The 22,623-nt window shown below is 69.6% G+C and carries 26 protein-coding genes; 21 read left to right on the forward strand and 5 right to left on the reverse strand.

Annotation, left to right across the window (positions count from 1 at the left end; translation table 11 throughout):
• Positions 1-22 precede the first annotated feature (22 nt).
• The 5 genes from AQY21_RS23525 to AQY21_RS23545 are packed head-to-tail and all read left to right on the forward strand — an operon-like array spanning position 23 to position 5,263.
• Entirely contained in the window at positions 23-895 is an 873-nt protein-coding gene (locus AQY21_RS23525) for a branched-chain amino acid ABC transporter permease (RefSeq protein WP_058100008.1), read from the forward strand.
• On the forward strand, positions 895-1,854 hold the full coding sequence (locus AQY21_RS23530; RefSeq protein ID WP_058100009.1) for a branched-chain amino acid ABC transporter permease: 960 nt from the start codon (positions 895-897) through the stop codon (positions 1,852-1,854). Before AQY21_RS23525 ends, AQY21_RS23530 begins: the two co-directional genes overlap by 1 nt.
• The gene (locus AQY21_RS23535; RefSeq protein ID WP_058100010.1) at positions 1,851-2,630 is read left to right on the forward strand and encodes an ABC transporter ATP-binding protein; all 780 of its coding nucleotides are present in this window, start codon (positions 1,851-1,853) and stop codon (positions 2,628-2,630) included. Before AQY21_RS23530 ends, AQY21_RS23535 begins: the two co-directional genes overlap by 4 nt.
• Complete coding sequence (locus AQY21_RS23540; protein ID WP_058100011.1) at positions 2,617-3,318, forward strand: ABC transporter ATP-binding protein; 702 nt, start codon at positions 2,617-2,619, stop codon at positions 3,316-3,318. The genes AQY21_RS23535 and AQY21_RS23540 overlap by 14 nt, the downstream gene beginning before the upstream one ends.
• A gap of 4 nt (positions 3,319-3,322) precedes the next feature.
• The gene (locus AQY21_RS23545) at positions 3,323-5,263 is read left to right on the forward strand and encodes a 3-hydroxyacyl-CoA dehydrogenase NAD-binding domain-containing protein (RefSeq protein WP_058100012.1); all 1,941 of its coding nucleotides are present in this window, start codon (positions 3,323-3,325) and stop codon (positions 5,261-5,263) included.
• Between the two features lie 25 nt (positions 5,264-5,288).
• On the opposite strand, the gene AQY21_RS23550 is transcribed toward AQY21_RS23545, so the two are convergent.
• The gene (locus AQY21_RS23550) at positions 5,289-6,353 is read right to left on the reverse strand and encodes a 3-deoxy-7-phosphoheptulonate synthase (RefSeq protein WP_058100013.1); all 1,065 of its coding nucleotides are present in this window, start codon (positions 6,351-6,353) and stop codon (positions 5,289-5,291) included.
• A 262-nt stretch (positions 6,354-6,615) separates the two neighbouring features.
• Here AQY21_RS23550 and AQY21_RS23555 point away from each other — a divergent pair, with 262 nt between their 5' ends.
• Together AQY21_RS23555 and AQY21_RS23560 are read left to right on the forward strand one after the other, a co-directional pair.
• Positions 6,616-7,335 (forward strand): 5-formyltetrahydrofolate cyclo-ligase, encoded by a 720-nt coding sequence (locus AQY21_RS23555; RefSeq protein ID WP_058100014.1) that lies wholly within the window; start codon positions 6,616-6,618, stop codon positions 7,333-7,335.
• A 99-nt stretch (positions 7,336-7,434) separates the two neighbouring features.
• A complete protein-coding gene (locus tag AQY21_RS23560) occupies positions 7,435-7,977 on the forward strand; it encodes an NADPH-dependent FMN reductase (protein WP_058100015.1) in 543 nt (180 codons plus the stop codon).
• Between the two features lie 66 nt (positions 7,978-8,043).
• Here AQY21_RS23560 and AQY21_RS23565 read toward each other — a convergent pair whose 3' ends face one another.
• Positions 8,044-8,241 carry a hypothetical protein gene (locus AQY21_RS23565; RefSeq protein ID WP_058100016.1) on the reverse strand — a complete coding sequence of 66 codons (198 nt, stop codon included), beginning with the start codon at positions 8,239-8,241 and terminating at the stop codon, positions 8,044-8,046.
• A gap of 314 nt (positions 8,242-8,555) precedes the next feature.
• Between AQY21_RS23565 and phnC the strand changes: the two genes are divergently transcribed.
• The 4 genes from phnC (at position 8,556) to phnE (AQY21_RS23585) (ending at position 12,547) form a co-directional block, all read left to right on the forward strand.
• Entirely contained in the window at positions 8,556-9,374 is an 819-nt protein-coding gene (phnC, locus tag AQY21_RS23570) for a phosphonate ABC transporter ATP-binding protein (RefSeq protein ID WP_058100017.1), read from the forward strand.
• 33 nt (positions 9,375-9,407) lie between these two features.
• A complete protein-coding gene (gene phnD / locus AQY21_RS23575) occupies positions 9,408-10,307 on the forward strand; it encodes a phosphonate ABC transporter substrate-binding protein (protein ID WP_058100018.1) in 900 nt (299 codons plus the stop codon).
• 65 nt (positions 10,308-10,372) lie between these two features.
• A complete protein-coding gene (phnE, locus tag AQY21_RS23580) occupies positions 10,373-11,218 on the forward strand; it encodes a phosphonate ABC transporter, permease protein PhnE (protein ID WP_058100019.1) in 846 nt (281 codons plus the stop codon).
• Between the two features lie 3 nt (positions 11,219-11,221).
• Entirely contained in the window at positions 11,222-12,547 is a 1,326-nt protein-coding gene (gene phnE / locus AQY21_RS23585) for a phosphonate ABC transporter, permease protein PhnE (RefSeq protein ID WP_058100020.1), read from the forward strand.
• On the opposite strand, the gene phnF is transcribed toward phnE (AQY21_RS23585), so the two are convergent.
• Positions 12,544-13,263, reverse strand: coding sequence for a phosphonate metabolism transcriptional regulator PhnF (phnF, locus tag AQY21_RS23590; RefSeq protein ID WP_058100021.1), 720 nt, complete (start codon positions 13,261-13,263; stop codon positions 12,544-12,546). The two genes, phnE (AQY21_RS23585) and phnF, sit on opposite strands and share 4 nt — an antisense overlap.
• Positions 13,264-13,382: 119 nt before the next feature.
• Between phnF and phnG the strand changes: the two genes are divergently transcribed.
• Genes phnG through phnN form a run of 7 tightly spaced genes read left to right on the forward strand, consistent with a single transcriptional unit; the run spans position 13,383 to position 18,342 of the window.
• A complete protein-coding gene (gene phnG, locus AQY21_RS23595; RefSeq protein ID WP_058100022.1) occupies positions 13,383-13,835 on the forward strand; it encodes a phosphonate C-P lyase system protein PhnG in 453 nt (150 codons plus the stop codon).
• Positions 13,832-14,398, forward strand: a complete 567-nt coding sequence (phnH, locus tag AQY21_RS23600) for a phosphonate C-P lyase system protein PhnH (RefSeq protein WP_058100023.1) — start codon at positions 13,832-13,834, stop codon at positions 14,396-14,398. Before phnG ends, phnH begins: the two co-directional genes overlap by 4 nt.
• Positions 14,398-15,480: a carbon-phosphorus lyase complex subunit PhnI gene (locus AQY21_RS23605; RefSeq protein ID WP_058100024.1), complete on the forward strand. Its 1,083-nt coding sequence runs from the start codon at positions 14,398-14,400 to the stop codon at positions 15,478-15,480. The genes phnH and AQY21_RS23605 overlap by 1 nt, the downstream gene beginning before the upstream one ends.
• Positions 15,477-16,349 (forward strand): alpha-D-ribose 1-methylphosphonate 5-phosphate C-P-lyase PhnJ, encoded by an 873-nt coding sequence (locus AQY21_RS23610; protein ID WP_058100025.1) that lies wholly within the window; start codon positions 15,477-15,479, stop codon positions 16,347-16,349. Before AQY21_RS23605 ends, AQY21_RS23610 begins: the two co-directional genes overlap by 4 nt.
• Entirely contained in the window at positions 16,346-17,128 is a 783-nt protein-coding gene (gene phnK / locus AQY21_RS23615) for a phosphonate C-P lyase system protein PhnK (protein ID WP_058100026.1), read from the forward strand. Before AQY21_RS23610 ends, phnK begins: the two co-directional genes overlap by 4 nt.
• Positions 17,129-17,131: 3 nt before the next feature.
• Positions 17,132-17,815: a phosphonate C-P lyase system protein PhnL gene (gene phnL / locus AQY21_RS23620; protein ID WP_058100027.1), complete on the forward strand. Its 684-nt coding sequence runs from the start codon at positions 17,132-17,134 to the stop codon at positions 17,813-17,815.
• On the forward strand, positions 17,812-18,342 hold the full coding sequence (gene phnN / locus AQY21_RS23625) for a phosphonate metabolism protein/1,5-bisphosphokinase (PRPP-forming) PhnN (protein ID WP_058100028.1): 531 nt from the start codon (positions 17,812-17,814) through the stop codon (positions 18,340-18,342). The genes phnL and phnN overlap by 4 nt, the downstream gene beginning before the upstream one ends.
• Here phnN and AQY21_RS23630 read toward each other — a convergent pair.
• Positions 18,324-19,004 (reverse strand): DUF1045 domain-containing protein, encoded by a 681-nt coding sequence (locus AQY21_RS23630; protein ID WP_058100029.1) that lies wholly within the window; start codon positions 19,002-19,004, stop codon positions 18,324-18,326. The two genes, phnN and AQY21_RS23630, sit on opposite strands and share 19 nt — an antisense overlap.
• Positions 19,005-19,099: 95 nt before the next feature.
• Here AQY21_RS23630 and AQY21_RS23635 point away from each other — a divergent pair, with 95 nt between their 5' ends.
• From AQY21_RS23635 to AQY21_RS23645, 3 genes are all read left to right on the forward strand, one after another.
• Positions 19,100-20,242, forward strand: coding sequence for an alpha-D-ribose 1-methylphosphonate 5-triphosphate diphosphatase (locus tag AQY21_RS23635; protein ID WP_058100030.1), 1,143 nt, complete (start codon positions 19,100-19,102; stop codon positions 20,240-20,242).
• Positions 20,243-20,340: 98 nt separating this feature from the next.
• Complete coding sequence (locus AQY21_RS23640) at positions 20,341-20,814, forward strand: carboxymuconolactone decarboxylase family protein (protein ID WP_058100031.1); 474 nt, start codon at positions 20,341-20,343, stop codon at positions 20,812-20,814.
• Positions 20,804-21,685: a sigma-70 family RNA polymerase sigma factor gene (locus AQY21_RS23645; protein ID WP_058100032.1), complete on the forward strand. Its 882-nt coding sequence runs from the start codon at positions 20,804-20,806 to the stop codon at positions 21,683-21,685. Before AQY21_RS23640 ends, AQY21_RS23645 begins: the two co-directional genes overlap by 11 nt.
• On the opposite strand, the gene AQY21_RS23650 is transcribed toward AQY21_RS23645, so the two are convergent.
• On the reverse strand, positions 21,664-22,623 hold the full coding sequence (locus AQY21_RS23650) for an ABC transporter substrate-binding protein (RefSeq protein ID WP_058100033.1): 960 nt from the start codon (positions 22,621-22,623) through the stop codon (positions 21,664-21,666). The two genes, AQY21_RS23645 and AQY21_RS23650, sit on opposite strands and share 22 nt — an antisense overlap.

The following is a 22,623-nucleotide window of genomic DNA, read 5'->3' on the forward strand; positions in this document are numbered from 1 at the left end:
AGCCCAGCCAGAGAGCCTCGGCATGTCTGAACTTCTGCAATTCCTGTTTTCAGGGCTGACGGTGGGCGCGGTCTATGCGCTGGTCGCCCTTGGTTTCACGATCATCTACAACGCCTCGGACGTGGTGAACTTCGCCCAGGGCGAGTTCGTCATGCTGGGCGGCATGATCACATGGTTCGCCCATGCCGCCGGCCTGCCGCTGCCGCTGGCGGCGCTGATCGCCATCGTCGCCACCGCGGCGCTGGGGGTGGCCATCAACAAGCTGGCCATCGAGCCGGCGCGCGGCGCGCCGGTCGTGTCGCTCATCATCATCACCATCGGCGCCTCGGTCTTTCTGCAGGGCGCGGCGCAGCTGGTGTTCGACAAGCAGATCCACAGCTTCCCGGCCTTTTCGGGCGACACGCCGCTGCGCATCGGCGGCGCGACGATCCAGCCGCAAAGCCTGTGGGTGATCGGCGGCGCGCTGCTGGTCTTCGTCGGGCTGTGGCTGTTCTTCACCCGCACGCTCTTGGGCCGGGCGGTGCTGGCGACCTCGAACAACCGGCTGGCGGCGCAACTGGTCGGCATCAACACCAATTTCGTCATGACGCTGTCCTTCGCGCTTTCGGCCGGGATCGGGGCGCTGGCCGGGGTGCTGGCGACGCCGATCACGCTGACCGCCTATAACGTCGGCATCGGCTTTGCGCTGAAGGGCTTTGCCGGCGCCATGCTGGGCGGCATGGGCAATCCCAAGGGCGCGCTGGCCGGCGGCTTCCTGATCGGGCTGATCGAGGCGCTGACCGCGGGCTACCTGTCCTCGACCTACAAGGAGGCCGCGGCATTCGTCGTGATCCTGCTGGTGCTGTTCTTCATGCCGCAGGGCCTGTTCGGCCGCAAATCGACGGAGCGGGTGTGATGCCGAAACTGACCGCCAAATCCGCCACGCTTCTGGTGCTGGCCGCGCTGATCGCGGTGACGCCCTTTTTCTTTCCCTCGGGCTATTACTATCGCATCGGTGCGCTGATCTTCGTCAATGGGCTGGCCGTCACCGGCATCGTGATCCTGACCGGCTATGCCGGGCAGATCAGCCTGGGCCATGCCGGTTTCGCCGGCATCGGCGGCTATGCCTGCGCCCTGGCGCCGACGCATCTGGGCCTGCATCCCTCGCTTGCCGTGGTGCTGGGCGCGGTGATCTCGGGCGTGCTGGCATATCTGGTCGGCCGGCCGATCCTGCGGCTCAAGGGCTATTACCTGGCCGTGGCCACGCTGGGCTTCGGCATCCTGGTCTCGATGGTGCTGAACAACGAACGCCGGCTCACCGGCGGCCCCGACGGCATCGCGGTGCCCGAACTGGGCCTGCGCGGGCTGCTCAAGGACTGGGGGCTGGACCTGACCAACGGCGAGTTCTGGTATTTCTTCTGCGGCCTCGTGCTGCTGATCGGCGCCTGGATCGCGCTGAACCTGCACCAGAGCCCCAGCGGCCGGGCGCTGCGGGCGCTGCACGGCTCGGAAATCGCCGCCGGCACGGTCGGCATCGACGTGGCGAGGGTCAAGCTGCAAGCCTTTGTCATCTCGGCCGTCTATGCCTCGGTCGCAGGCTCGCTTGTGGCGCTTCAGAACAAGTTCATCACCCCCGACGTCGCCGGCTTCATGCATTCGATCGAGATGGTGACCATGGCCGTTCTGGGTGGCGCCGGATCGGTGCTGGGGGCGATCTTCGGCGCCGGCATCCTGACGCTGCTGCCGCAGGCGCTGACCGTCTTTGCCGAATATGAGCAACTCGTCCTCGGCCTGGTGATGATGCTGGTGATGATCTTCCTGCGGGAGGGGCTTCTGCCCTCGATCCTGCGCAAGCTGAGGGGGAGGGGCGAATGACGCTGCTTTCGGTCGAAGGTCTGGGCATCGCCTTTGGCGGCATCAAGGCCGTGCATGATGTCAGCTTCAAGGTCGAGCCGGGCGAGATCGTCTCGGTCATCGGCCCGAACGGCGCCGGCAAGACCACGCTGTTCAACATGATCTCGGGCGTCTATCAGCCCGGATCGGGCCGCGTGGTGCTGGAGGGCGAGGACGTGACCGGCATGGCGCCGTTCCGGCTGGCGCAGCGGGGCATGTCGCGCACCTTCCAGAACCTGCAAATCTTTCAGAACATGACGGTGCTGGAAAACGCCATCTCGGGCTTTCACTTGCAGGAAAAGGGGCCGGTTCTGGCGGACCTGCTGCATCTGCCCTCGTCCCGTCGCCGGGCGCGGGCGGCCGACGCGGGGGCGCGCAAGCTGCTGGCCCGGGTCGGGCTGGAACGCGCCGCGGACCGCGAGGCGGGGAACCTGTCCTATGGCTCGCTCAAGCGGCTGGAGATCGCCCGCGCGTTGGCGATGAAGCCCAAGGTGCTGCTGCTTGACGAACCCGCCGCCGGCTGCAACGCCGTCGAGACCGAGGAGATCGACCACCTGATCGCCGAGGTCGCGGCATCCGGCACCGCCATCCTGCTGGTCGAGCATGACATGAAGATGGTCATGCGCATTTCCAGCCATATCGTGGTGCTGGACCATGGCGAGAAGATCGCCGAGGGCGCGCCGGCCGAGGTCAGCCGCAACCCGGCGGTGATCGCCGCCTATCTGGGAACCGAGGAGGGTGCCGATGCTGACGGTTGAGGGCTTGCGCTCGCGCTATGGGCGCATCGAGGTCTTGCACGGCATCGACCTGCATGTCGATTCCGGCGAGATCGTCACCGTGGTCGGCGCCAACGGCGCGGGCAAGACCACGCTGCTGCGCTGCCTTTCCGGGGTGCAGCCGGTCTCGGCCGGGCAGATCACCTTCCGGGGCGAGCCGCTGGCCGGGGTGCCGGCGCATCGCCGCCCGGCGCGCGGGCTGACGCAATCGCCCGAGGGCCGGCAGATCTTCACCAACCTCACGGTCGAGGAGAACCTGCGCCTCGGCGCCTTCCTCTACAGCGACGACCGGGTGGAGAAGGACATGCAGGACGCGTTCCAGATGTTCCCGATCCTGCGCGAAAAGCGCAACCTGGCGGCCGGAGGGCTGTCGGGCGGCCAGCAGCAGATGCTGGCCATGGCGCGGGCGCTGATGGGCCGGCCGTCCTGCCTGCTTCTGGATGAGCCCTCGATGGGCCTGGCGCCGATCATCGTCCAGCAGATCTTCGACGTGGTCAGCGGGCTCAAGGCGCTTGGCGTCACCGTGCTGCTGGTCGAGCAGAACGCCTTCGGCGCCTTGAAGATCGCCGACCGCGGCTATGTGATGGAAACCGGCCAGATCACCATGCAGGGTCCGGCCGAGGAACTGATCGCCGATCCGCGCATCCGCGAAGCCTATCTGGGGATATGAGGACATGACCGTAACCATCGCCCGCCAAGGGGAAATCGCCACCGTCACCGTGGACAACCCGCCCGTCAACGCGCTGAGCCAGGCGCTGCGGCAGGGGCTGTGGGATGCCGTCGCCACGCTGGACGCGGACCCGCAGGTCGCGGCGGTGGTGCTGGTCTGCGCCGGCCGCACCTTCATCGCCGGGGCCGACGTGACCGAGTTCGGCAAGCCGCCGCAGCCGCCGCACCTGCCCGACCTGGTGGACCGCATCGAGGCCGCGCAGAAGCCCTGGGTCGCGGCCATCCATGGCTCGGCGCTTGGCGGCGGGTTCGAGGTGGCGATGGGCTGCCGGTTCCGGGTCGCCGCGCCCGACGCCTCGGTCGGCCTGCCCGAGGTAAGCCTCGGCATCGTTCCCGGCGCCTCGGGCACGGTGCGCACACCGCGCCTGGCCGGGGCGGCGCTGGCGGTCGATCTGGTCACTTCGGGCCGGCCCATGCGCGCGGCGAAAGCCGCCGAGGCCGGGCTGGTCGATGCGGTGATCCAGGGCGACCTGCTGGAAGGCGCCGTCGCCTTCGCGCGGCAGGCGCTGACGCGGTCGCTGCCCGCGCCGGTCTCGGCCCGTCCCGTCGCCGCGCCGGACCCTGCGTTCTGGGCCGAGCAGGAAAAAGCCGTGGCCAAGGCGTCAAAGGGCGCCGCTGCGCCGCTGCGGGCGCTGGCCTGCCTGCGCAAGGCGACCGAGGCGGATTTTGCCGAGGCCATGGCTTTCGAGCGCGCGACCTTTCTGGACCTGCGCGGCTCGGAACAGGCGGCGGCGCTGCGCCATGTCTTCTTCGCCGAGCGCGCCGCGCCGCGCCCGGCCGCCCTGCGCGACGTGGAACCCTTGCCCCTGCGCCGCACGGCGGTGATCGGCGGCGGCACCATGGGCGCGGGAATCGCCGCCGCCCTGCGCGACGCCGGCCTGCCGGTGGTGCTGGTCGAGCGCGACGACGAGGCGGTGGCGCGCGGCATGGCCAACCTGCGCGGCATCTTCGCGGGCGGGGTCAAGCGCGGCAAGCTCTCCGAGGCGCAGGCCGCCGACCGGCTGGCCGGCGTCACCGGGACGACCGACTACGCCGCGCTGGCCGATGCCGATCTGGTCATCGAGGCGGTGTTCGAGGAAATCGGCGTCAAGCGCGCCGTGTTCGAGCAACTCGCCCGGGTCTGCCGCCCGGATGCGGTGCTGGCGACCAACACTTCCTATCTCGACCCGCGCGCCATCGCCGAGGGGCTGCCCGATCCCGGCCGCTTCATCGGCCTGCATTTCTTCAGCCCGGCCAATGTGATGAAGCTCTTGGAGATCGTGCCGGTGCCGGAAACCTCGGATCGCACGCTGGCCACCGGCTTCGCGCTGGCCCGGGCGCTGAAGAAGATCCCGGTCCGCGCCGGCATCTGCGAGGGCTTCATCGGCAACCGCATCCTGAAACGCTATCGCGCCGCGGTCGAGGCGCTGGTCCGCAAGGGCGTGCCGATCGCCGAAATCGACGCCGCCATGCGCGGTTACGGCTTTGCCATGGGCCCGTTCGAGGCGCAGGATCTGGGCGGGCTCGACATCGCCTTCCTGCAACGCGAGGGCGCCCGGGCGGCGGGGCAGGACGTGCCCGAGACGCTGGGCGACATCCTGGTGCGCGCCGGCCGCAAGGGGCAAAAGACCGGCGGCGGCTGGTATGACTATGCCCCGGGCGAACGCAGGCCGCAGCCCTCGGCGGCGGTGGCCGAACTGCTGGCCCGCCAAATCGCACCCGGCCCGGCGATGAGCCGCGAGGAGATCGCCCAGGCCCTTGTCGCCGAGATGGCGACCGAGGGGCAGGCGATCCTGGACGAGGGCATCGCGCAATCCCCCGCTGACATCGACCTGGTCGAGATCCACGGCTACGGCTTTCCCCGTTGGCGCGGCGGGCCGATGTTCGCCACCGGCATCCGCGGCTGAAGCGCGGCCCGCTCGGGCCACCGTTTCAGGCGGCGCGGCGCAGGCGCATGGCGGCGGCTTCGGCCAGGTCCAGCAGCAGCCCGCGGCTGTCCTGCCAGCCCAGGCAACCGTCGGTGATGCTTTGGCCATAGGTCGGCGCCTGGCCCGGCAGCAGGTCCTGGCGCCCCGCGACCAGATTGCTTTCCAGCATCACGCCGCGAATGCCGGGCGCACCCGCGCGGATCTGCGCGGCGACATCGGCGATGACGGCGGCCTGACGCGCCGGATCCTTGCCGCTGTTGGCGTGGCTTGCATCGATGACGATGCCGGGATCGACCCCCGCCTTGGCCGCGGCCGCCGCCACCGCCGCGACATGCCCGGCGCCGTAATTCGGCCCGTCATGGCCGCCGCGCAGCACGACATGGCAGGCATCGTTGCCGGTGGTGGTGGCGATGGCTGCGCGCCCCTCGGCGGTGATCGCCGGAAAGCTGTGCGGCCGCGCCGCCGAGCGGATCGCGTCCAGCGCCACCTGCACCCCGCCGTCGGTGCCGTTCTTGAACCCCACCGGGCAGGACAGGCCCGAGGCCAGCTGGCGGTGGATCTGGCTTTCCGTGGTGCGCGCGCCGATCGCGCCCCAGGCGATCAGATCGGCGAAATATTGCGGCAGGATCGGGTCCAGGAATTCGGTCGCCGCCGGCAGGCCCATGCGGTTGATGTCCAGAAGCAGCCGGCGGGCCAGGGGCAGCCCGTCCTCGATCCGGTCCGAGCCGTCCAGATGCGGGTCGTTGATCAGCCCCTTCCAGCCGACGGTCGTGCGCGGCTTTTCGAAATAGACCCGCATGACGATTTCCAGCCGGTCGGACAGCGCGCGGCGCAGCTCGGCCAGGCGTGCGGCGTAATCCAGCGCCGCCGGCGCGTCATGGATCGAGCAGGGGCCGGCGACGACCAGCAACCGGTCGTCGCGGCCGGCCAGGATGGCGCGGATGGCGGCGCGGCTGTCGGCGACGGTGCGCGACACCGCCTTGTCCCGCGGCAGGGATGCGGCCAGGGCGGCCGGGGCGGGCAGGGGGCGCAGGGCGGCGATATGCAGGTTCTCGGTCTGGACGGGCATGGCTCTCTACTTTCTGCAAGAGGCCGGACCGGAAGCGCGTGGAACTGAAAAAGCCGCCGGTCTTGGGCCAGCGGCTTGGGGGTCAGTATCGCTTGGTTCGCGCTACACCCGGCTCCGCTGGGGACAGCGGAACCAATAAAACGAAACGGTGCAGGGCATTCGATGCGACATGCGCCATCCATAACCGCTGCGCGACGCGCTGTCACGCCGATTCCTGCGCGCGGGTTTTGGCGGCGCCGCGCTCCGTGCTATCGTGCCGCGCATGACCAGAATGCAGCCTCCCACCGCCGGATCGGGCGGGATCGGCCGGGACGACGAGGACGGCTTTGCCTCGCCGCCCTGCCTTGCCGCGCGGATCGCGCCGGACTACTTCGACCCGCTGGCCGTCGATGCGCAGCAGGCCCGCGACGTGGCGCGCTGGCGCAAGGCCCGGCGCGAGGAATTGCTGGCCCGCCGCGCGGGCCTGAGCATCGCCGAGCGGCAGGCCATTGCCGCGGCCATCGGCCAGGCGCTGGATGCCCTGCTGGCCGAGCGATTGCCCGATCTCCGGGGCAGGGTGATCGCTGGCTATTGGCCGATCCGGTCCGAGCCCGACCTGCGCCCCTGGCTGGCCCGCCTGCATGAGCGGGGCGCCATCCCGGCCCTGCCGGTGGTCGAGCAACCGGCCAGCCCGCTGGTCTTTCGCCCCTGGCAGCCCGGCGCGGCGATGCGGCGGGGGCATTGGAACATCCCGGTCCCGGCCTGCGCCGAAACGGTCGAGCCCGAGGTGGTGCTGGCCCCGCTGGTCGGCTGGGACGGCGCAGGTTATCGGCTGGGCTATGGCGGCGGCTATTTCGACCGCACGCTGGCCGCGCGGCACCCGTTGGCGATCGGCACCGGCTTGCAGGCGGCGCGACTGGAGACGATCTATCCGCAGCCCCATGACATCCGGCTGGCCGCCATCGTCACCGAGAGCGGCGTGCAATATCGGGACATGGCGTAAAAATCTTGTCGGGCATGGCGTCGATTCCCGGGCCCGCGACGTTGAGCGACAGCCGAGTCGTTCCGCGTAATCATTGGCAGGCAGGAAAGGAAAGCACCGATGACCAAGACAATCCTGGGCCTCAGCGGCAGTCTGCGCCGCGCCTCGTTCAATGCCGGGCTGCTGCGGGCGGCGGCCGACCTGGCGCCCGAGGATGTGCGGATCCAGATCGGCTCGATCCGCGAGGTGCCGCTTTACGACGGCGATCTCGAAGCCGCAACGGGCCTGCCCGAGCCGGTGCGCGTCCTGCAATCGCAGCTTGCCGCGGCGGACGGGCTGCTGCTGGTGACGCCGGAATACAATAACGGCGTGCCGGGCGTGTTCAAGAACGCCGTGGACTGGATGTCGCGCGGCGAGGGGCTGGCGATGTTCGTGGGCAAGCCGGTGGCGGTGATCGGCGCCTCGCCCGGCGGGTTCGGCACCATCCTGGCGCAGAATCACTGGCTGCCGGTGCTGCGCACGCTCAAGGCCGCGCTGTGGACCGAGGGGCGGCTGATGGTGTCGCGCGCGGGGTCGGTCTTCGACGATCAGGGCAACCTGACCGGCGACAAGACGCGCGAGCAGTTGCGCAAGTTCCTGCAAGGCTTCGCCGCCAGCCTCTGACGATCCTGTCCCCTAAACGCAAAAGGCAGCCCGAAGGCTGCCTTGGGGCGCCAAGGCGCCGGCCGATCACTCGGCTGCGAAGGTGGTGGCGAACTGCCCGCACCAATCGTTCGACTTGACCACCGGCCAATAGCCCCGGGTGTCCGCATCCGTCTGGTTGACGGGCGGGTTGGCGCGGCACAGGCCGGAATCGGAAAGCGTGCTGGCGGAGTTGGCGACGTGATCCTCATAGAACGCACAGGCGCTGCAAGCGGTTTTCGTCATGGCTGTTTCTCCTGTCTGGCTGGCTGTTGCTGTGGTGGCTGGCTGGCATTGCGGCTGGCTGGCGACCTTGGCCCCGATATAGAGGGCGATTCGCGGCAGGTCAATAAATAATCCTGTAAAAACATATAATTGACAGATTTGCTTGGTGTTCCGTTCCCGATCCGAACACTCGGGTTTCGATTTTGCGTCCTGTGAAAAACGCTCGGGAAAGGCAGGCGGGTGGTGCGGCGGGCGTCAAGAAAGCTTCATCGGATTGAGCCATTTCCGTCACCGATGCCGGCTATCAGCGCCCCAACCGCTCATGGAGGGTCGCCTTGCTTGCAGTTCAGAACGTCACCCGCGTCTTTTCCGGGCGTGCGGCGGTGGACGACATCAGTTTTTCCGTGGACGGTCCGGCCTTCGTCGGCATCATCGGCCGCTCGGGGGCGGGCAAATCGACCTTCCTGCGCATGATGAACCGGCTGACCGACGCCTCGGCCGGGCGGATCTGCGTGGACGGGCGCGACATCCTGGCGCTGCGCGGCCGCGACCGCCGGGCCTGGCAAAGCCAATGCGCGATGATCTTCCAGCAGTTCAACCTGGTGCCGCGCATGGACGTGGTCTCGAACGTGCTGCACGGGTTGCTGAACCGCCGGCCGGTGCTGGCCACGCTGTTCAACCTGTGGCCGCGCGCCGACATCCTGCGGGCGCTGGAGATCCTCGACCGGCTGGGCATCGCCGAACAGGCCCCCAAGCGGGCCGAGGCGCTGTCGGGCGGCCAGCAGCAGCGCGTCGCCATCGCCCGGGCGCTGATGCAGGACCCCCGGATCATCCTGGCCGACGAGCCCATCGCCAGCCTCGACCCGATGAACGCGCAGATCGTCATGGACACGCTCAAGCGCATCAATGTCGAGGACGGGCGCATGGTCATCGCCAACCTGCACACGCTGGACACGGCGCGGCGCTATTGCGACCGGGTGATCGGCATGCGCGACGGCCGCATCGTCTTCGACGGCACGCCCGCGCAGCTTTCGACCGGCGTCGCCCGCGACATCTATGGCGCCGACCACAGCTTCAACGAGGCCGCGACCTCGACCGCGATCCCCGCCGACGCCACGGCCGATGCGGCCTATGCCGCGCGGCTGATGGCCTGACGGCCCTGCCATACTGCAACCCATGGAGAGACCATGAAACCGCTTGCCCTGGCGCTTGCCGCCGCCACCGCCCTCACCTCTGCCGCCACCGCCCAGCCGATCACCGGCTTCAATCTCGGCATCATGGGCGGCGAGAACGCGCAGGACCGCATGACCTCGAACGAATGCTATCGCGCCGCCATCGAGGCCGAGCTGGGCGTGCCGGTCAAGGTCTTCACCCCCGCCGATTACGACGGCGTCATCCAGGGCCTGCTGGGCGGCACGCTGGACATGGCCTGGCTGGGCGCCTCGGGCTATGCCAAGATTCACCTGACTGATGCCGAGGCGGTCGAGCCGGTGCTGACCAAGCAGAACATGGACGGCTCGACCGGCTATTACGCCATCGGCTTCGCGCGCAAGGACAGCGGCATCGCCTCGATCGAGGATGCCAGGGGCAAGTCCTTCGCCTTTGCCGAGCCGAACTCGACCTCGGGCTATCTGGTGCCGGGCGCCGAACTGGCCGAGACCCACGGCAAGCTGGAGGATTTCTTCGGCCAGGTCCGTTTCGCCGGCGGGCATGAACAGGCCATCATCGGCGTGGCCAACGGCGATTTCGACGCCGGCGTCAGCTGGGCCGACGGCCTGGGCGACTGGGAGGATGGCTATAACTCGGGCGCCTTCCGCAAGGCCGCCGATGCCGGGCTGGTCGAGATGAACGACCTGGTCGAGATCTGGAAGTCCAAGCTGATCCCGGAAGGGCCGATGGTGCTGCGCAAGGCCCTGCCGCAGGAGGTCAAGGACAAGGTCACGAAACTGACCGCCGACCTGCACGAGACCGACAAGGCCTGCGCCTATGGCGTCGCCCATGGCGAGGCCAAGGATTTCGTGCCGGTGACGCATGACGCCTATCTGGGCGTGGTCGCCGCGCGCAAGCTGCAAGAAACGGCGCAGTAAGCGCCTCTTCCCGGCCGCGTCCCCGTGCCGGGGCGCGGCCTTCGCATTTCAGCCGCAGGACTCTCATGGCCGCCCCTGCCCCGGACCATATCCGCGATGCCTATCTGGAACTGGCCCGCCGCCGCCGGCTTTACGGCGGGCTGTTGCTGGTGATCTTCGTCGCCATGATGGCGGCGGGGTTCCGGCTGGCCGAAAGCCGCAATGCCGGCGGCTTCGTCGACGGGCTGCCGATGGTGCTGGCCTTCCCCTCCGAGGTGTTGGCCGAGGCCTGGCAGAAGCGCGCGAACCTGCCGGGCCTGCTGGCGAAGCACCTGCCCTCGCTGGTCGAGACGCTGAACATCGCCGCGGTCTCGACGCTTTTGGGCGGGCTGATGGCGATGGGGCTGGCGCTACTGTCCACGCGCGGGCTGGCGCGCTGGCCGCGGCTGACCGGGCTGTTCCGCCGGCTGATGGACGCGCTGCGCGCCGTGCCCGAGATCGTGATCGCACTGGTGCTGATCTATATCCTGGGCGGCGGGCCGGTGCCGGCGGTGATCGCCATCTCGCTGCATACTGCCGGCGCGCTCGGCAAGCTGTTTTCCGAAGTGGCCGAGAATGCCGACCTGAAGCCGGTCGAGGGGCTGGCCTCGGTCGGCGCCGGCTGGGGCCAGCAGGTCGGGCTGGGCGTGCTGCCGCAGGTCGCGCCGAACTGGCTGTCCTATGCGCTGATGCGCTTCGAGATCAACCTGCGCGCCAGCGCCATCCTGGGCTTCGTCGGCTCGGGCGGCATCGGCTACGACCTGAAGCTGGCGATGCAATGGGGCACGGGCCGCTATGACCAGGTGGTGGCGATCTTCCTGCTGCTGTTCGTGGCCATCGTCGCCATCGACCGGCTGTCCGACCACGCGCGCAGCCGGCTGGTAAGGGGCTGAACCATGACGACCACCGCCACGCTTTCCCCCGCGCTGACCGATACCGTGCTGACCCGCTTTGCCCGTCGCCGGCTGGCAGCCTTTGCGGTGCCGCTGGCGATCCTGGCCTATCTGGCCTATGCCGCCATCGCCTTCGACATCGCCGGGCTGGCCGGCCGGGCACGGATGGACAATGCCGCCGTGCTGCTGTCGGATTTCTGGCAGCACAAGACCCATGTGACGCGCGACAACCGCACGGGCGCGCTGCGCGTCGCCATCGACGGCGAGGCCAAGGGCACCTATCCCTCGGACCGCCTGCCGGGCTGGATCGCCACCCAGGGCGATACCACCCGCATCGACCTGGGCCGCGGCCATGTCGTCACCTATGACGCGGAGGGCGCGCGCTACGACGTGCCGGGCTACGGCCTGATCGACATCCGCCAGCAGGACGGCGGGCTGCGCCTGACCGCGCCCGAGCCGTTGCCCGATTGGATCAACGCCTCGGACAGCCGGGTCAGCGTCACCACCGAGGCCGGGCGTTTTGCCTATACCCGTTCCAAGGTCGAGACCTTCCGCTATCAGCCGGGCTGGGCGCTGTTCTTCTTTACCCTCGACAGCCCGTTCCACTACATGAGCTGGCCCGAGATCGCCGCCAGCGCGCTTTGGGGGCCGCGCGTCGATCCCGACCTGCCCAACATCGCCGCCATGGCGCGCGATTTCTGGACCAATGCGATGTGGCGGCACGGCGATGTGCTCTGGGCCCTGTTCGAGACGGTGCTGATGGCCTTTCTGGGCACCTTCGGCGCGGCGCTGGTGGCGCTGCCGCTGGGCTTCATGGCGGCGCGCAACATGATGCCGCTGGGCGCGCTGCGTTTCGGCCTGCGGCGGATCTTCGACTTCATCCGCGGCGTGGATGGGCTGATCTGGACCATCGTGCTGGCCCGCGCCTTCGGCCCCGGACCCATGACCGGCGCGCTCGCCATCCTGCTGACCGATACCGGAAGCTTCGGCAAGATGTTCTCGGAAGCCTTGGAAAACATCGACGAAAAGCAGGTCGAGGGCATCCGCTCGACCGGCGCCGGCGCCGTGCAGCGCGCGCGCTTCGGGGTGATCCCGCAGGTGACGCCGGTGCTGCTGTCGCAGGTGCTGTATTTCCTGGAATCGAACACGCGCGGCGCCACGGTGATCGGCGCCATCGTCGGCGGCGGCATCGGCCTGTTGCTGACCCAGGCGATCCAGACCCAGAAGGACTGGGAAGACGTGGCCTATTACATGGTGCTGATCGTGCTGATGGTCATGGCGATGGACAGTTTCTCGGGCTGGCTGCGCCGCAGGCTGATCCGGGGCTAGAGGGCATCCTCGGGGCGCAGGGTCAGCGTGACGCGGTCGCCGGCGAACCAGGTGGTGCCGTATTCCACCGGCACGCCGCCCGCGTCCACGTTCACCGCGACCGAGCGCAGCACCGGCGCCCCCTCGGCCAGTTCCAGCGCCAGCGCCATCACCGCCGGCGCCAGTTCCGCCGTCAGCCGGGTCGAGGCGCGGGTGTAATCCTGAAGCCCGCATTCCGCCAGCGCGGCGGTGACCGAGGGGATCGCCGCCACATGCCGCAACAGCTCCGGAAAGCGCCCGGCATCGAAGACCGAGCGGAACACCGCCACCGGTTGGCCATCGACCAGCGACACGCCCTCGACCACATGCACCGGGCTGCCGGGGTCAAGGTGCAGCGCCTCGGCCTCTTCGGCATTGGCGGTGCGCGTCTCGGTCAGCGTCAGCCGGCGCGAGGGCGTGCGGCCCGAGGCGACGACGTTCTGGTGGAACCGCACCCGCAGGCCCAAGGGGTAATCCGTGGGCCGCGCCGCGACAAAGACCCCGGCGCCGCGGCGCGAACGCACCGTCCCCGCCTCGGCCAGCGCGGCCAGCGCGTGGCGCACGGTATGGCGATTGACGCCGAAACGCGCGGCCAGCACCGCCTCGGATGGCAGCTTGTCGCCGGGGTGGTAGTGCCCCCCGGCGATTTCACCGGCCAGCGTGTCGGCGATGGATTTCCAGATCGGACTGCGAGTCATGCGTCCCTGCTGTCACCGAAAATTCACAAGACTGCCCTTGAGCCGAATCGACGGGCGGGCTATCACTTGTCTAGTTGTATAGGAATCTAGACAAACCCGCAAGCTTGTCGAGGCCCGGAATGTCCCAATCATCCCAACCCGAAACCGCTGCGCGCCGCGACTGGATCTCGGCGCTGGCCAAGGCGCCGCCGGGGCGGCTGGCGGCGCTGCTGCCCGAACTGCCCGCGTATGAGATGCTGCGCGCGCCCGAGATCGGCACCGTCATGGTGCAGGGCCGCATCGGCGGCACCGGCGCGCCCTTCAACCTGGGCGAGATGACCGTCACCCGTTGCTCGGTTCGCCTGTCCGAGGGCGCGGTGGGCCATGCCTGTGTGCAGGGCCGCAACAAGGCGCATGCCGCCCGTGCCGCCGTCGCCGATGCGCTGATGCAGACCGGCGCGGCGCCGCAGATCGCGGCGCAGGTGCTGGGCCCCCTGCGCCAGGAGGCTGCCGAGGCCCGCGCCACCCGCGCCGGCAAGGCCGCCGCCACCCGGGTCGAATTCTTCACCATGCTGCGCGGAGAGGACGCATGAATGCCATCCTGACCGGCGGCTTTGCCGATCCTTCCACCCAATCCGCCCATGCCTTTCGCGCGCTGCTGGAGGCCATGGCCCGTCCCGGCCGCATCTTTACCGTCGCTGGTGCGCAGCCGCCCGCTCCGATCTCCGTCGCCGCCGGAGTGGCGCTGCTGACGCTGACCGACAGCACCACGCCGCTGCATCTGGCCGGGGCCGCGGATTGCGAGGCGCTGCGCGGCTGGATCGGCTTTCACACCGGCGCGCCGCTGGTTCCCGCCGAACAGGCGCAATTCGCGCTTGGCCGCTGGGACGCGCTGCAACCGGTCAGCCGCTTCCGCATCGGCGAGCCGTCCTATCCCGACCGCTCGGCCACGCTGATCGTGGAGCTGGACCGGCTGGAACCCGAGGGCGCCCGCCTGACCGGCCCCGGCATCAAGACCGAGGCGCGGCTTTCGCTGCCCGAAACTGCCGGCTTCCGCGCCAACCGGGCGCTGTTCCCGCTGGGCCTCGATTGCATCTTGACCTGCGGCGCGCGCCTTGCCGCCCTGCCGCGCAGCACCATCGTGGAGGACGCCTGATGTATGTCGCCGTCAAAGGGGGTGAGCGCGCCATCGACGCCGCCCATGCCTGGCTGGCCGAGGAGCGCCGGGGCGATCCGTCGGTCCCCGAACTGACCCTGGCCCAGATCCGCGAGCAAATGGCGCTGGCGGTAAACCGGGTGATGGCCGAGGGCTCGCTCTATGATCCCGACCTTGCCGCGCTGGCGATCAAGCAGGCGCGCGGCGACCTGATCGAGGCGGTGTTCCTGATCCGCGCCTATCGCACCACATTGCCGCGTTTCGGTGCCTCGCGCCCGGTCGATACGGCGGCGATGGCGGTCGATCGCCGCGTCTCGGCCACCTTCAAGGATCTGCCGGGCGGGCAGGTGCTGGGGCCGACCTTCGACTATACCCACCGCCTGCTGGACTTCGCGCTGGCCGCCGAAGGCACGCCGCCGCCCGCCCCCATGGCGCCTGCGCCGGACGAGCCGGTGCCGCATGTCACCGGCCTGCTGGACCGCGACGGGCTGATCGAGCGGCAGCCGGCCGAGGACACGCCCGCCCCCGACCTGACGCGCCAGCCGCTGGAACTGCCGGCCTCGCGCGCGCTGCGCTTGCAGGCGCTGGCGCGGGCGGACGAGGGCTTCACCCTGTCGCTGGCCTATTCCACGCAGCGCGGCTATGGCCGCACCCATGCCTTCGTCGGCGAATTGCGCATCGGCCGCGTCGCGGTCGAGGTGGAACTGCCCGAGCTGGGCTTCGCCGTCGAGATCGGCGAGGTCGAGCTGACCGAATGCGACACGGTGAACCAGTTCAAGGGCTCGAAGACCGAGCCGCCGCAATTCACCCGCGGCTATGGCCTGGTCATGGGCCAGTCGGAACGCAAGGCGATTTCCATGTCGCTGGTCGACCGCGCCCTGCGCTGGCAAGAGCTGGGCGAGGATTTCACCGGTGCCCCCGCGCAGGATGAGGAATTCGTACTAAGCCATTGCGACAACATCCAATCGACGGGTTTCCTCGAACATATCAAGCTGCCGCATTACGTCGATTTCCAGGCGGAACTGGAACTGGTCCGGCGCATGCGGCGCGAGGCCGTGCAGATGCAGGAGGCGGCGGAATGACCGACCAAGCCTATAACTTCGCCTATCTGGACGAACAGACCAAGCGGATGATCCGCCGCGCGCTGCTCAAGGCACTGGCGATCCCCGGCTATCAGGTGCCCTTCGCCAGCCGCGAGATGCCCATGCCCTATGGCTGGGGCACCGGCGGCGCGCAGGTGACGGCGGCCTGCCTGACCCCGGACGACCGGCTGAAGGTCATCGACCAGGGCGCCGACGACACCACCAACGCGGTGTCGATCCGCCGCTTCTTCCAGCGCACGGCGGGGGTGGAGACGACCGAGCGCACTGCGGAAGCCACGGTAATCCAGACCCGCCACCGCATCCCCGAGCAGCCGCTGAGCGAAGGCCAGATCCTGGTCTACCAGGTGCCGATCCCCGAGCCCCTGCGCTTTCTGGAGCCGCGCGAGACCGAGACGCGCAAGATGCACGAGCTTGAGGAATACGGGCTGATGCATGTCAAGCTTTACGAGGACATCGCCCGGCATGGCGAGATCGCGACCGCCTATGCCTATCCGGTCAGGGTCGAGGGGCGCTATGTCATGGACCCCTCGCCGATCCCGAAATTCGACAATCCGAAGCTGGCCGGCAATCCGGCGATCCAGCTTTTCGGCGCCGGGCGCGAGGCGCGCATCTATGCCGTGCCGCCCTATTCCGACGTGGTGAGCCTGGATTTCGAGGACCATCCCTTTGTCGCCTCGAAGGCCGACCACGAATGCGATCTCTGCGGCTCGGCCGGCAGCTATCTGGACGAGGTCATCACCGACGATCGCGGCACGCGCATGTTCGTCTGTTCCGATACCGATTTCTGCGCCTCGCGCCAGGCGCAGGGACATCGCGGCCGCCTGTCGCCGCAAGGAGCCACGCCATGACCCTGATGCAGAACGCCATCACCGCCGCACCGCTGCTGTCGGTGCAGGGCCTGACGAAACGCTACGGCGCACGGATCGGCTGCATGGGCGTCGGCTTCGACCTTTATCCCGGCGAGGTGCTGGGCATCGTCGGCGAAAGCGGCTCGGGGAAATCCACGCTGCTGTCCTGCCTTGCCGGCCACCAGCGCCCGGATGAGGGGCGGATCCTGTTCGACGGCGCCGATGTGCTGGCTTTCTCCGAGGCCGAGCGGCGCCGGCTGCTGCGCGGCGACTGGGCCTATGTCCACCAGAACCCGCGCGACGGGCTGCGCATGGGCGTCTCGGCCGGCGGCAATGTCGGCGAGCGGCTGATGGCCGTGGGCGCGCGCAACTATGCCGCCATCCGCGAGACCGCCACCGACTGGCTGGGCCGGGTCGAGATCGCGGCGGACCGGATCGACGACCGCCCCTCGGCCTTTTCGGGCGGCATGCAGCAGCGCTTGCAGATCGCGCGCAACCTGGTGACGGGGCCGCGGCTGGTGTTCATGGACGAGCCGACCGGCGGCCTCGACGTCAGCGTCCAGGCGCGGCTTCTGGACCTGCTGGGCGGGCTGGTGCGCGACCTGGGCCTGTCGGTGGTGATCGTGACCCATGACCTGGCGGTGGTGCGGCTGCTCGCCGACCGGCTGATGGTGATGAAATCGGGCCGGGTGGTGGAATGCGGGCTGACCGATCAGGTGCTGGACGATCCGCAGCATGCCTATACCCAGCTTCTCGTGTCCTCTGTCCTTCAGGTGTAGCCCATGATCGAGATCCGGAACCTTTCGAAAAGCTTTACCCTGCACAATCAGGGCGGCGTGGCGATCCCGGTGATGGCGGGGGCGCATCTGCGCGTGGCCGGCGGCGAATGCGTCGGGCTGGTCGGCCGGTCCGGCGCCGGCAAATCGACGCTGATGCGCATGGTCTATGGCAATTACCTGGCCGGGGGCGGCTCGATCCGCATCGGCGAGATCGATGTGGTCACGGCCGAGCCGCGCCAGATCCTGGCCTTGCGCCGCGCGGTGCTGGGCCATGTCAGCCAGTTCCTGCGCGTCGTGCCGCGCGTGCCGACGCTGGAAGTGGTGGCCGAGCCGCTGTTGCGGCTGGGCGTTCCCCCCGAGGCCGCGCGGACGCGCGCCGCCGACCTGCTGGCGCGGCTGAACATCCCCGAGCGGCTGTGGCGGCTGTCGCCCACCACCTTCTCGGGCGGCGAGCAGCAGCGGGTCAACATCGCGCGCGGCTTTGCCCATGACTATCCGGCGTTGCTGCTGGACGAGCCGACCGCGAGCCTCGACGCGCAGAACCGCGAGGTGGTCCTGCGCCTGATCGAAGAGGCCAAGGCCCGCGGCGCCGCGATCCTCGGCATCTTCCACGACGAGGGGGCGCGGGACCGGGTCTGCGACCGGCTGGTCGATGTGACCGGCTTCACGCCGGGGATGGCGGCATGAGCCGCCTGGTCGCCGTCGTCGGCCCCTCGGGCGCGGGCAAGGATACGCTGATGGCGCTGGCCTGCGCCGCGCGGCCCGACATCCGCGCCGCCCGCCGCGTCGTCACCCGCCCGGCCGAGGCGGGCGGCGAGGATTTCGAAGGCGTCACCGAGGCCGAATTCGCCGCCCGCCAGCAGGCAGGCGCCTTTGCCCTGCATTGGCGCGCGCATGGGCTCGGCTATGGCATCCCGGCCGATGCCTTGGCGGGCGAGGGCACGCTGCTCATCAACGCCAGCCGCGCCGTCCTGGCCGAGGCGCAGGCGCGCTTCCCCGGCCTGACGGTGTTGCTGGTGACGGCGCCGCCCGAGGTGCTGGCCCGCCGGCTGGCCGGACGCGGGCGGGAAAGCGGCGCGGATCAGGCGGCGCGGCTGGCGCGGGCGGGCTTTCCCCTGCCGCCCGGCCTCGCGCCGCGCGTGGTGATGAACGACGGCACGCCCGAACAGGGGCTTGCGCGCTTTCTCGCCGCGCTTCAGCCGGAAAGGGTATAGCGATGCAGCAGGTGGAAGCGCCCGTCCTCTGCCTCGCCGAACAGGCACAGGTCCGAGACCTTGAAGGGTCGGGGCAGGACCGGTGCGAAATGCGCCTCCAGGATCCGCGCCGCCTCGGCGGCCAGCGGTCCCTCCAGCCGGTCGGTCAGGGTCAGGTGGAAGCGGAACTCCTCCATGACATAGGGATAGCCCCAGAGCTCCAGCAGCTCGCGCTGCCGCGGCGTCAGCTGCTCGGGGCGGCGGCGGGCGATCTCGGCCTCGGTCAGCGGCGCGCGCAGGCCGTCCAGCGCCGCCACCACCGTCGCCGCCAGGGCTTGCAGCGGCGCGGTGTCGCCTTCGGGCACCAGCGCCAGGAAACCGCCCAGGCTCGCCAGCCGCAAGCCGGGCAGGGTGACCGGCGAAAGCCGCTGGGCCAGCCCCGCGACGGCGCGGTGCAATGCGTCGCCGTCCCGGCCCTCGGCCAGCCGGAAGGGTGGCTTCAGCGTGCCGTGAAAGCCGTATCGGCGCGGATCGCGGGTGATCTCCTCGGCCGGCAGGCCCAGCTCCGGCGGGGTCAGCGGCTGGCCGCAGGCCGCATCCCAGCCCAGCCAGGCGCTGGCGCGGCGGGCGAATGCGCCCTCGGGCGGGGCGTAATAGATGGCGTAACGCTTCATGATGTCCATGCGCAGGCTCTTAGCGGTCGCGTGTCACAGGCTTGTGACACGGCGCTGGCATTCAGCCCGCCCATGGACCCGGACGCAAGACAGGACAGCACGAAATGACCGAGACGATCCTTGCCAATGCCACACTTATCCTGCCGGGCGAGGTGATCCGCGGCGCGCTGCGCATGGCGGATGGCCATATCGCCGCCATCGACCAGGGCGCCGCGGTGCCGCCGGGCGCGGTGAATTGCGAAGGCGACTTGGTGCTGCCGGGCCTGATCGAACTGCATACCGACAACCTGGAGCGCCATATCCAGCCCCGCCCCCGGGTGCATTGGCCGCATCAGGCGGCGATCCTGGCCCATGACGGCGAACTGGCCGGGGTGGGCATCACCACGGTCTTCGACGCGCTGCGCGTCGGTTCGGTCGTGTCGGACGGCAAGGCGAACTACGGCGAATATGCCCGGGCGCTGGCGAACGAGATCCTGGAGCTGCGTTCCATGGGCGCGCTGAAGATCAGCCATTACCTGCACCTGCGGGCCGAGGTCTGTTCCGAGACGCTGGTGGCCGAGATGGCGAAATTCGGCCCCCGGGACCGCATCGGCATCGTCAGCCTGATGGACCACACGCCCGGAGAGCGGCAGTTCCGCGACCTCTCGAAGCTCAAGGACTATGTCTGCGGCAAGCACGGCCTGTCGGACGAGGGCTTTGCCGACCATGTCGCCAGCCAGCGCGCCCTGCGCGACCGGCTGGGCGCGCTGCACGAGGAAACGGCGGTGGCCGAGGCGCGGCGCTATGGCGCGGTGCTGGCCAGCCATGACGACACCACGGCGGCGCAGGTCGCGGTTTCGGCCGGGCACGGCGCGCATTTCGCCGAATTCCCGACCACGGCCGAGGCGGCGCGCGCCTGCCGCGACTACGGCATCCTGGTGATGATGGGGGCGCCGAACCTGATCCGCGGCGGCAGCCATTCCGGCAATGTCGCGGCGGCGGAACTGGCCGAGGCCGGGCTGCTCGACATCCTGTCCTCGGATTACGTGCCCTCGTCGCTGCTGTCGGCGGCGCTGCTCCTGGGCGATCTCTGGGGCGACATGGCGCGCGGCATCGCCACCGTCACCAGCGCCCCGGCCGAGGCGACGGGGCTGGGCGACCGGGGCCGGCTGGTCCCCGGCGCCCGTGCCGACGTGATCCGCGTCGCCCGCATCGGCGGCGGGGCCGCGCTGCGCGGCGCCTGGGTGCAGGGCCGCCGGGTGGCCTGACCGGGCGGACTGGCGGCGGCCGTGGATTTTCTTGCGGGCGGATGTCACATTTCCGGGCGCTGCCTCGTCAAGCCGGTGCAACAGAACGGAGCAACCCGATGACACCCCGCATGACCGATCATTTCGACCGCACCAGGACCGGCTATCGCGCGCTGACAGGCTTCGAGGCCGCGCTGCAGGCCGGCCCGCTGGAGCCGAAACTGCTGCATCTGGTCAAGCTGCGCGCCTCGCAGATCAATGGCTGCGCCTTCTGCATCCAGATGCACGCGGCCGAGGCGTTGCAGGACGGAGAGACCCACCTGCGCCTGCACATGGTCGCCGGCTGGCGCGACAGCCCGCTGTTTTCCGACCGCGAGCGCGCCGGGCTGGCCTGGACCGAGGCGCTGACGCTGATCGCCCAGACCGGGGCGCCGGACGCGGATTGGCAGGCGGTGGAGGCGGCCTTTTCCCCGGACGAGCGCGCCTGGCTGACGCTGGCCATCGGCGCCATCAACCTGTGGAACCGCGTGCAGGTCGGCTTGCGCGCCCGGCATGCGATGGGCCTGCCGGCGGAACGGGCCGATGCGGCCTGACCGCGCCACGCAAACCTTTCAGGCGCAGCGGCCCCGTCTGCTGCGCCTGGCCTATCGCATGCTCGGCAGCCATGCCGAGGCCGAGGACATCCTGCAAGAGGCCTGGCTGCGCTGGGACCGCAGCGACCGGGCGGCCATCGCCGAGCCGGCGGCATGGCTGACGCGGGTGGTCTCGCGCCTGTGCCTCGACCAGATGAAATCCGCCCGCGCCCGGCGCGAGTCCTATCCCGGCACCTGGCTGCCCGAGCCGCTGATCGAGCCCGAGGACGACGGCCTGCGCGCCGACAACCTGACGCTGACCCTGATGATGGCGCTGGAGCGGCTGACGCCGCTGGAACGCGCCGCCTTCCTGCTGCATGACGTCTTTGGCGAAAGGCTGGATGAGGTCGCGGAAACCATCGGCCGCAGCCCGGCCGCGACGCGGCAGCTCGCGGCGCGGGCGCGGGCGCATGTGCGCGCCGACCGGCCCCGCCATGCCGTTCCGAAAGAGGCCGGCGAGGCGCTGGCCCGCGCCTTCTTCGAGGCCTGCCGGCAGGGTGACCCGGCGGTGCTGGGCCGCATCCTGGCCCGCGACGTGCGGATCTATTCCGACGGCGGCGGCAAGGTGGTGGCCTTCCTCAACGTGATCGCCGGGGCCGAGCGCGTCGCTCGGCTCTATGCCGGGCTGGCGCGCAAGCCCGGCCCGCCGCCCGAGTTCCTGGGCGCCGTCACCATCGACGGCCTGCCCGGTTTCCTCAGCCGCGTCGGCGGCCATCTGCAAACCACCGCCTTGCAGATCGAGGACGGCCGCGTCGCCGCCATCTTCATCACCCGCAACCCCGACAAGCTGGCGGGGCTGCGGCCGGACCGTCAGAACGGGCTGTCGGGATAATAGAACTGCTCGGCATTCTCGGGGGTGATGAGCTGGCTGCTGATGATGAAGCGCCCGGTCATCGGCGCGTTCGACACGAAGTTCAGCGCCGTCATCTCGATGGCCGAGGAGATCAGCGCCGGCGGATAGGTCACGTTCACCGGCAGCTGCTTGTCGCCGTCCATGATGCGCTTGACGATCTCCTTCATGCCGGCGCCGCCGATCACCCACATCTCGTCCTGACGGTTCGCGGCCGAGATCGCCTCGAGCACGCCGATGGCCATGTCGTCGTCGGCCGCCCAGACCGCGTCGATCTGCGGATATTTCGCCAGATAGTCCTGCATCACCGCAAAGGCGTCGTCGCGGTTCCAGTTGCCGTGCTGCATGTCGAGGATCTCGACCTCGGACCCCTCCAGCGCCGCCCGGAACGCATCGACGCGCTCGTTGTCCAGCGTGGTCGGGATGCCGCGCAGCACCACGACCTTGGCGCCGGGCTCAAGGTTTTCCTTGAAGTATTCCCCCGCGACGCGGCCGAAAGCGGTGTTGTCGCCGGCGACGTAAAGATCCTCGATCCCCTCCTGACTCAGCCCGCGGTCCACCACGGTCACGAATTTGCCCGCATCCTTGACCGCCTTGACCGGCGCGGTCAGCGGCTCGGATTCGAAGGGCAGCACCACCAGCGCGTCGATGTTGCGCGTGGCCATCATGTCCTCGATATCGTTGACCTGCTTGGCCGGGTCGCCGGCGGTGGAGAGCACGAATTCCAGGTTGGGATAGGCGGCGCCCAGCCGCTTGATCGTGTCCTGCGCGTGCCAGTTCAGCCCGCCCATGAACCCATGCGTGGCGGACGGGATCGACACGCCGATGATCTTCTTCTCGGCCTCCTGCGCGACGGCGGGGGCGGCGATCCCCATCGCCGCCATCAGGGCCGCGGCTTTCATCAGGCTTCTGCGTTTCAT

This window comes from Paracoccus sp. MKU1 (assembly GCF_001447385.1).
Classification (GTDB): domain Bacteria; phylum Pseudomonadota; class Alphaproteobacteria; order Rhodobacterales; family Rhodobacteraceae; genus Paracoccus.

Excerpts from the sequence above, each read along its gene's own strand:
- AQY21_RS23525 (WP_058100008.1), top strand. The coding sequence starts at position 23 with ATGTCTGAACTTCTGCAATTCCTGTTTTCAGGGCTGACGGTGGGCGCG.
- AQY21_RS23530 (WP_058100009.1), top strand. The coding sequence starts at position 895 with ATGCCGAAACTGACCGCCAAATCCGCCACGCTTCTGGTGCTGGCCGCG.
- AQY21_RS23535 (WP_058100010.1), top strand. The coding sequence starts at position 1,851 with ATGACGCTGCTTTCGGTCGAAGGTCTGGGCATCGCCTTTGGCGGCATC.
- AQY21_RS23540 (WP_058100011.1), top strand. The coding sequence starts at position 2,617 with ATGCTGACGGTTGAGGGCTTGCGCTCGCGCTATGGGCGCATCGAGGTC.
- AQY21_RS23545 (WP_058100012.1), top strand. The coding sequence starts at position 3,323 with ATGACCGTAACCATCGCCCGCCAAGGGGAAATCGCCACCGTCACCGTG.
- AQY21_RS23550 (WP_058100013.1), bottom strand. The coding sequence starts at position 6,353 with ATGCCCGTCCAGACCGAGAACCTGCATATCGCCGCCCTGCGCCCCCTG.
- AQY21_RS23555 (WP_058100014.1), top strand. The coding sequence starts at position 6,616 with ATGACCAGAATGCAGCCTCCCACCGCCGGATCGGGCGGGATCGGCCGG.
- AQY21_RS23560 (WP_058100015.1), top strand. The coding sequence starts at position 7,435 with ATGACCAAGACAATCCTGGGCCTCAGCGGCAGTCTGCGCCGCGCCTCG.
- AQY21_RS23565 (WP_058100016.1), bottom strand. The coding sequence starts at position 8,241 with ATGACGAAAACCGCTTGCAGCGCCTGTGCGTTCTATGAGGATCACGTC.
- phnD (WP_058100018.1), top strand. The coding sequence starts at position 9,408 with ATGAAACCGCTTGCCCTGGCGCTTGCCGCCGCCACCGCCCTCACCTCT.
- phnE (WP_058100019.1), top strand. The coding sequence starts at position 10,373 with ATGGCCGCCCCTGCCCCGGACCATATCCGCGATGCCTATCTGGAACTG.
- phnE (WP_058100020.1), top strand. The coding sequence starts at position 11,222 with ATGACGACCACCGCCACGCTTTCCCCCGCGCTGACCGATACCGTGCTG.
- phnF (WP_058100021.1), bottom strand. The coding sequence starts at position 13,263 with ATGACTCGCAGTCCGATCTGGAAATCCATCGCCGACACGCTGGCCGGT.
- phnG (WP_058100022.1), top strand. The coding sequence starts at position 13,383 with ATGTCCCAATCATCCCAACCCGAAACCGCTGCGCGCCGCGACTGGATC.
- phnH (WP_058100023.1), top strand. The coding sequence starts at position 13,832 with ATGAATGCCATCCTGACCGGCGGCTTTGCCGATCCTTCCACCCAATCC.
- AQY21_RS23605 (WP_058100024.1), top strand. The coding sequence starts at position 14,398 with ATGTATGTCGCCGTCAAAGGGGGTGAGCGCGCCATCGACGCCGCCCAT.
- AQY21_RS23610 (WP_058100025.1), top strand. The coding sequence starts at position 15,477 with ATGACCGACCAAGCCTATAACTTCGCCTATCTGGACGAACAGACCAAG.
- phnK (WP_058100026.1), top strand. The coding sequence starts at position 16,346 with ATGACCCTGATGCAGAACGCCATCACCGCCGCACCGCTGCTGTCGGTG.
- phnL (WP_058100027.1), top strand. The coding sequence starts at position 17,132 with ATGATCGAGATCCGGAACCTTTCGAAAAGCTTTACCCTGCACAATCAG.
- phnN (WP_058100028.1), top strand. The coding sequence starts at position 17,812 with ATGAGCCGCCTGGTCGCCGTCGTCGGCCCCTCGGGCGCGGGCAAGGAT.
- AQY21_RS23630 (WP_058100029.1), bottom strand. The coding sequence starts at position 19,004 with ATGGACATCATGAAGCGTTACGCCATCTATTACGCCCCGCCCGAGGGC.
- AQY21_RS23635 (WP_058100030.1), top strand. The coding sequence starts at position 19,100 with ATGACCGAGACGATCCTTGCCAATGCCACACTTATCCTGCCGGGCGAG.
- AQY21_RS23640 (WP_058100031.1), top strand. The coding sequence starts at position 20,341 with ATGACACCCCGCATGACCGATCATTTCGACCGCACCAGGACCGGCTAT.
- AQY21_RS23645 (WP_058100032.1), top strand. The coding sequence starts at position 20,804 with ATGCGGCCTGACCGCGCCACGCAAACCTTTCAGGCGCAGCGGCCCCGT.
- AQY21_RS23650 (WP_058100033.1), bottom strand. The coding sequence starts at position 22,623 with ATGAAACGCAGAAGCCTGATGAAAGCCGCGGCCCTGATGGCGGCGATG.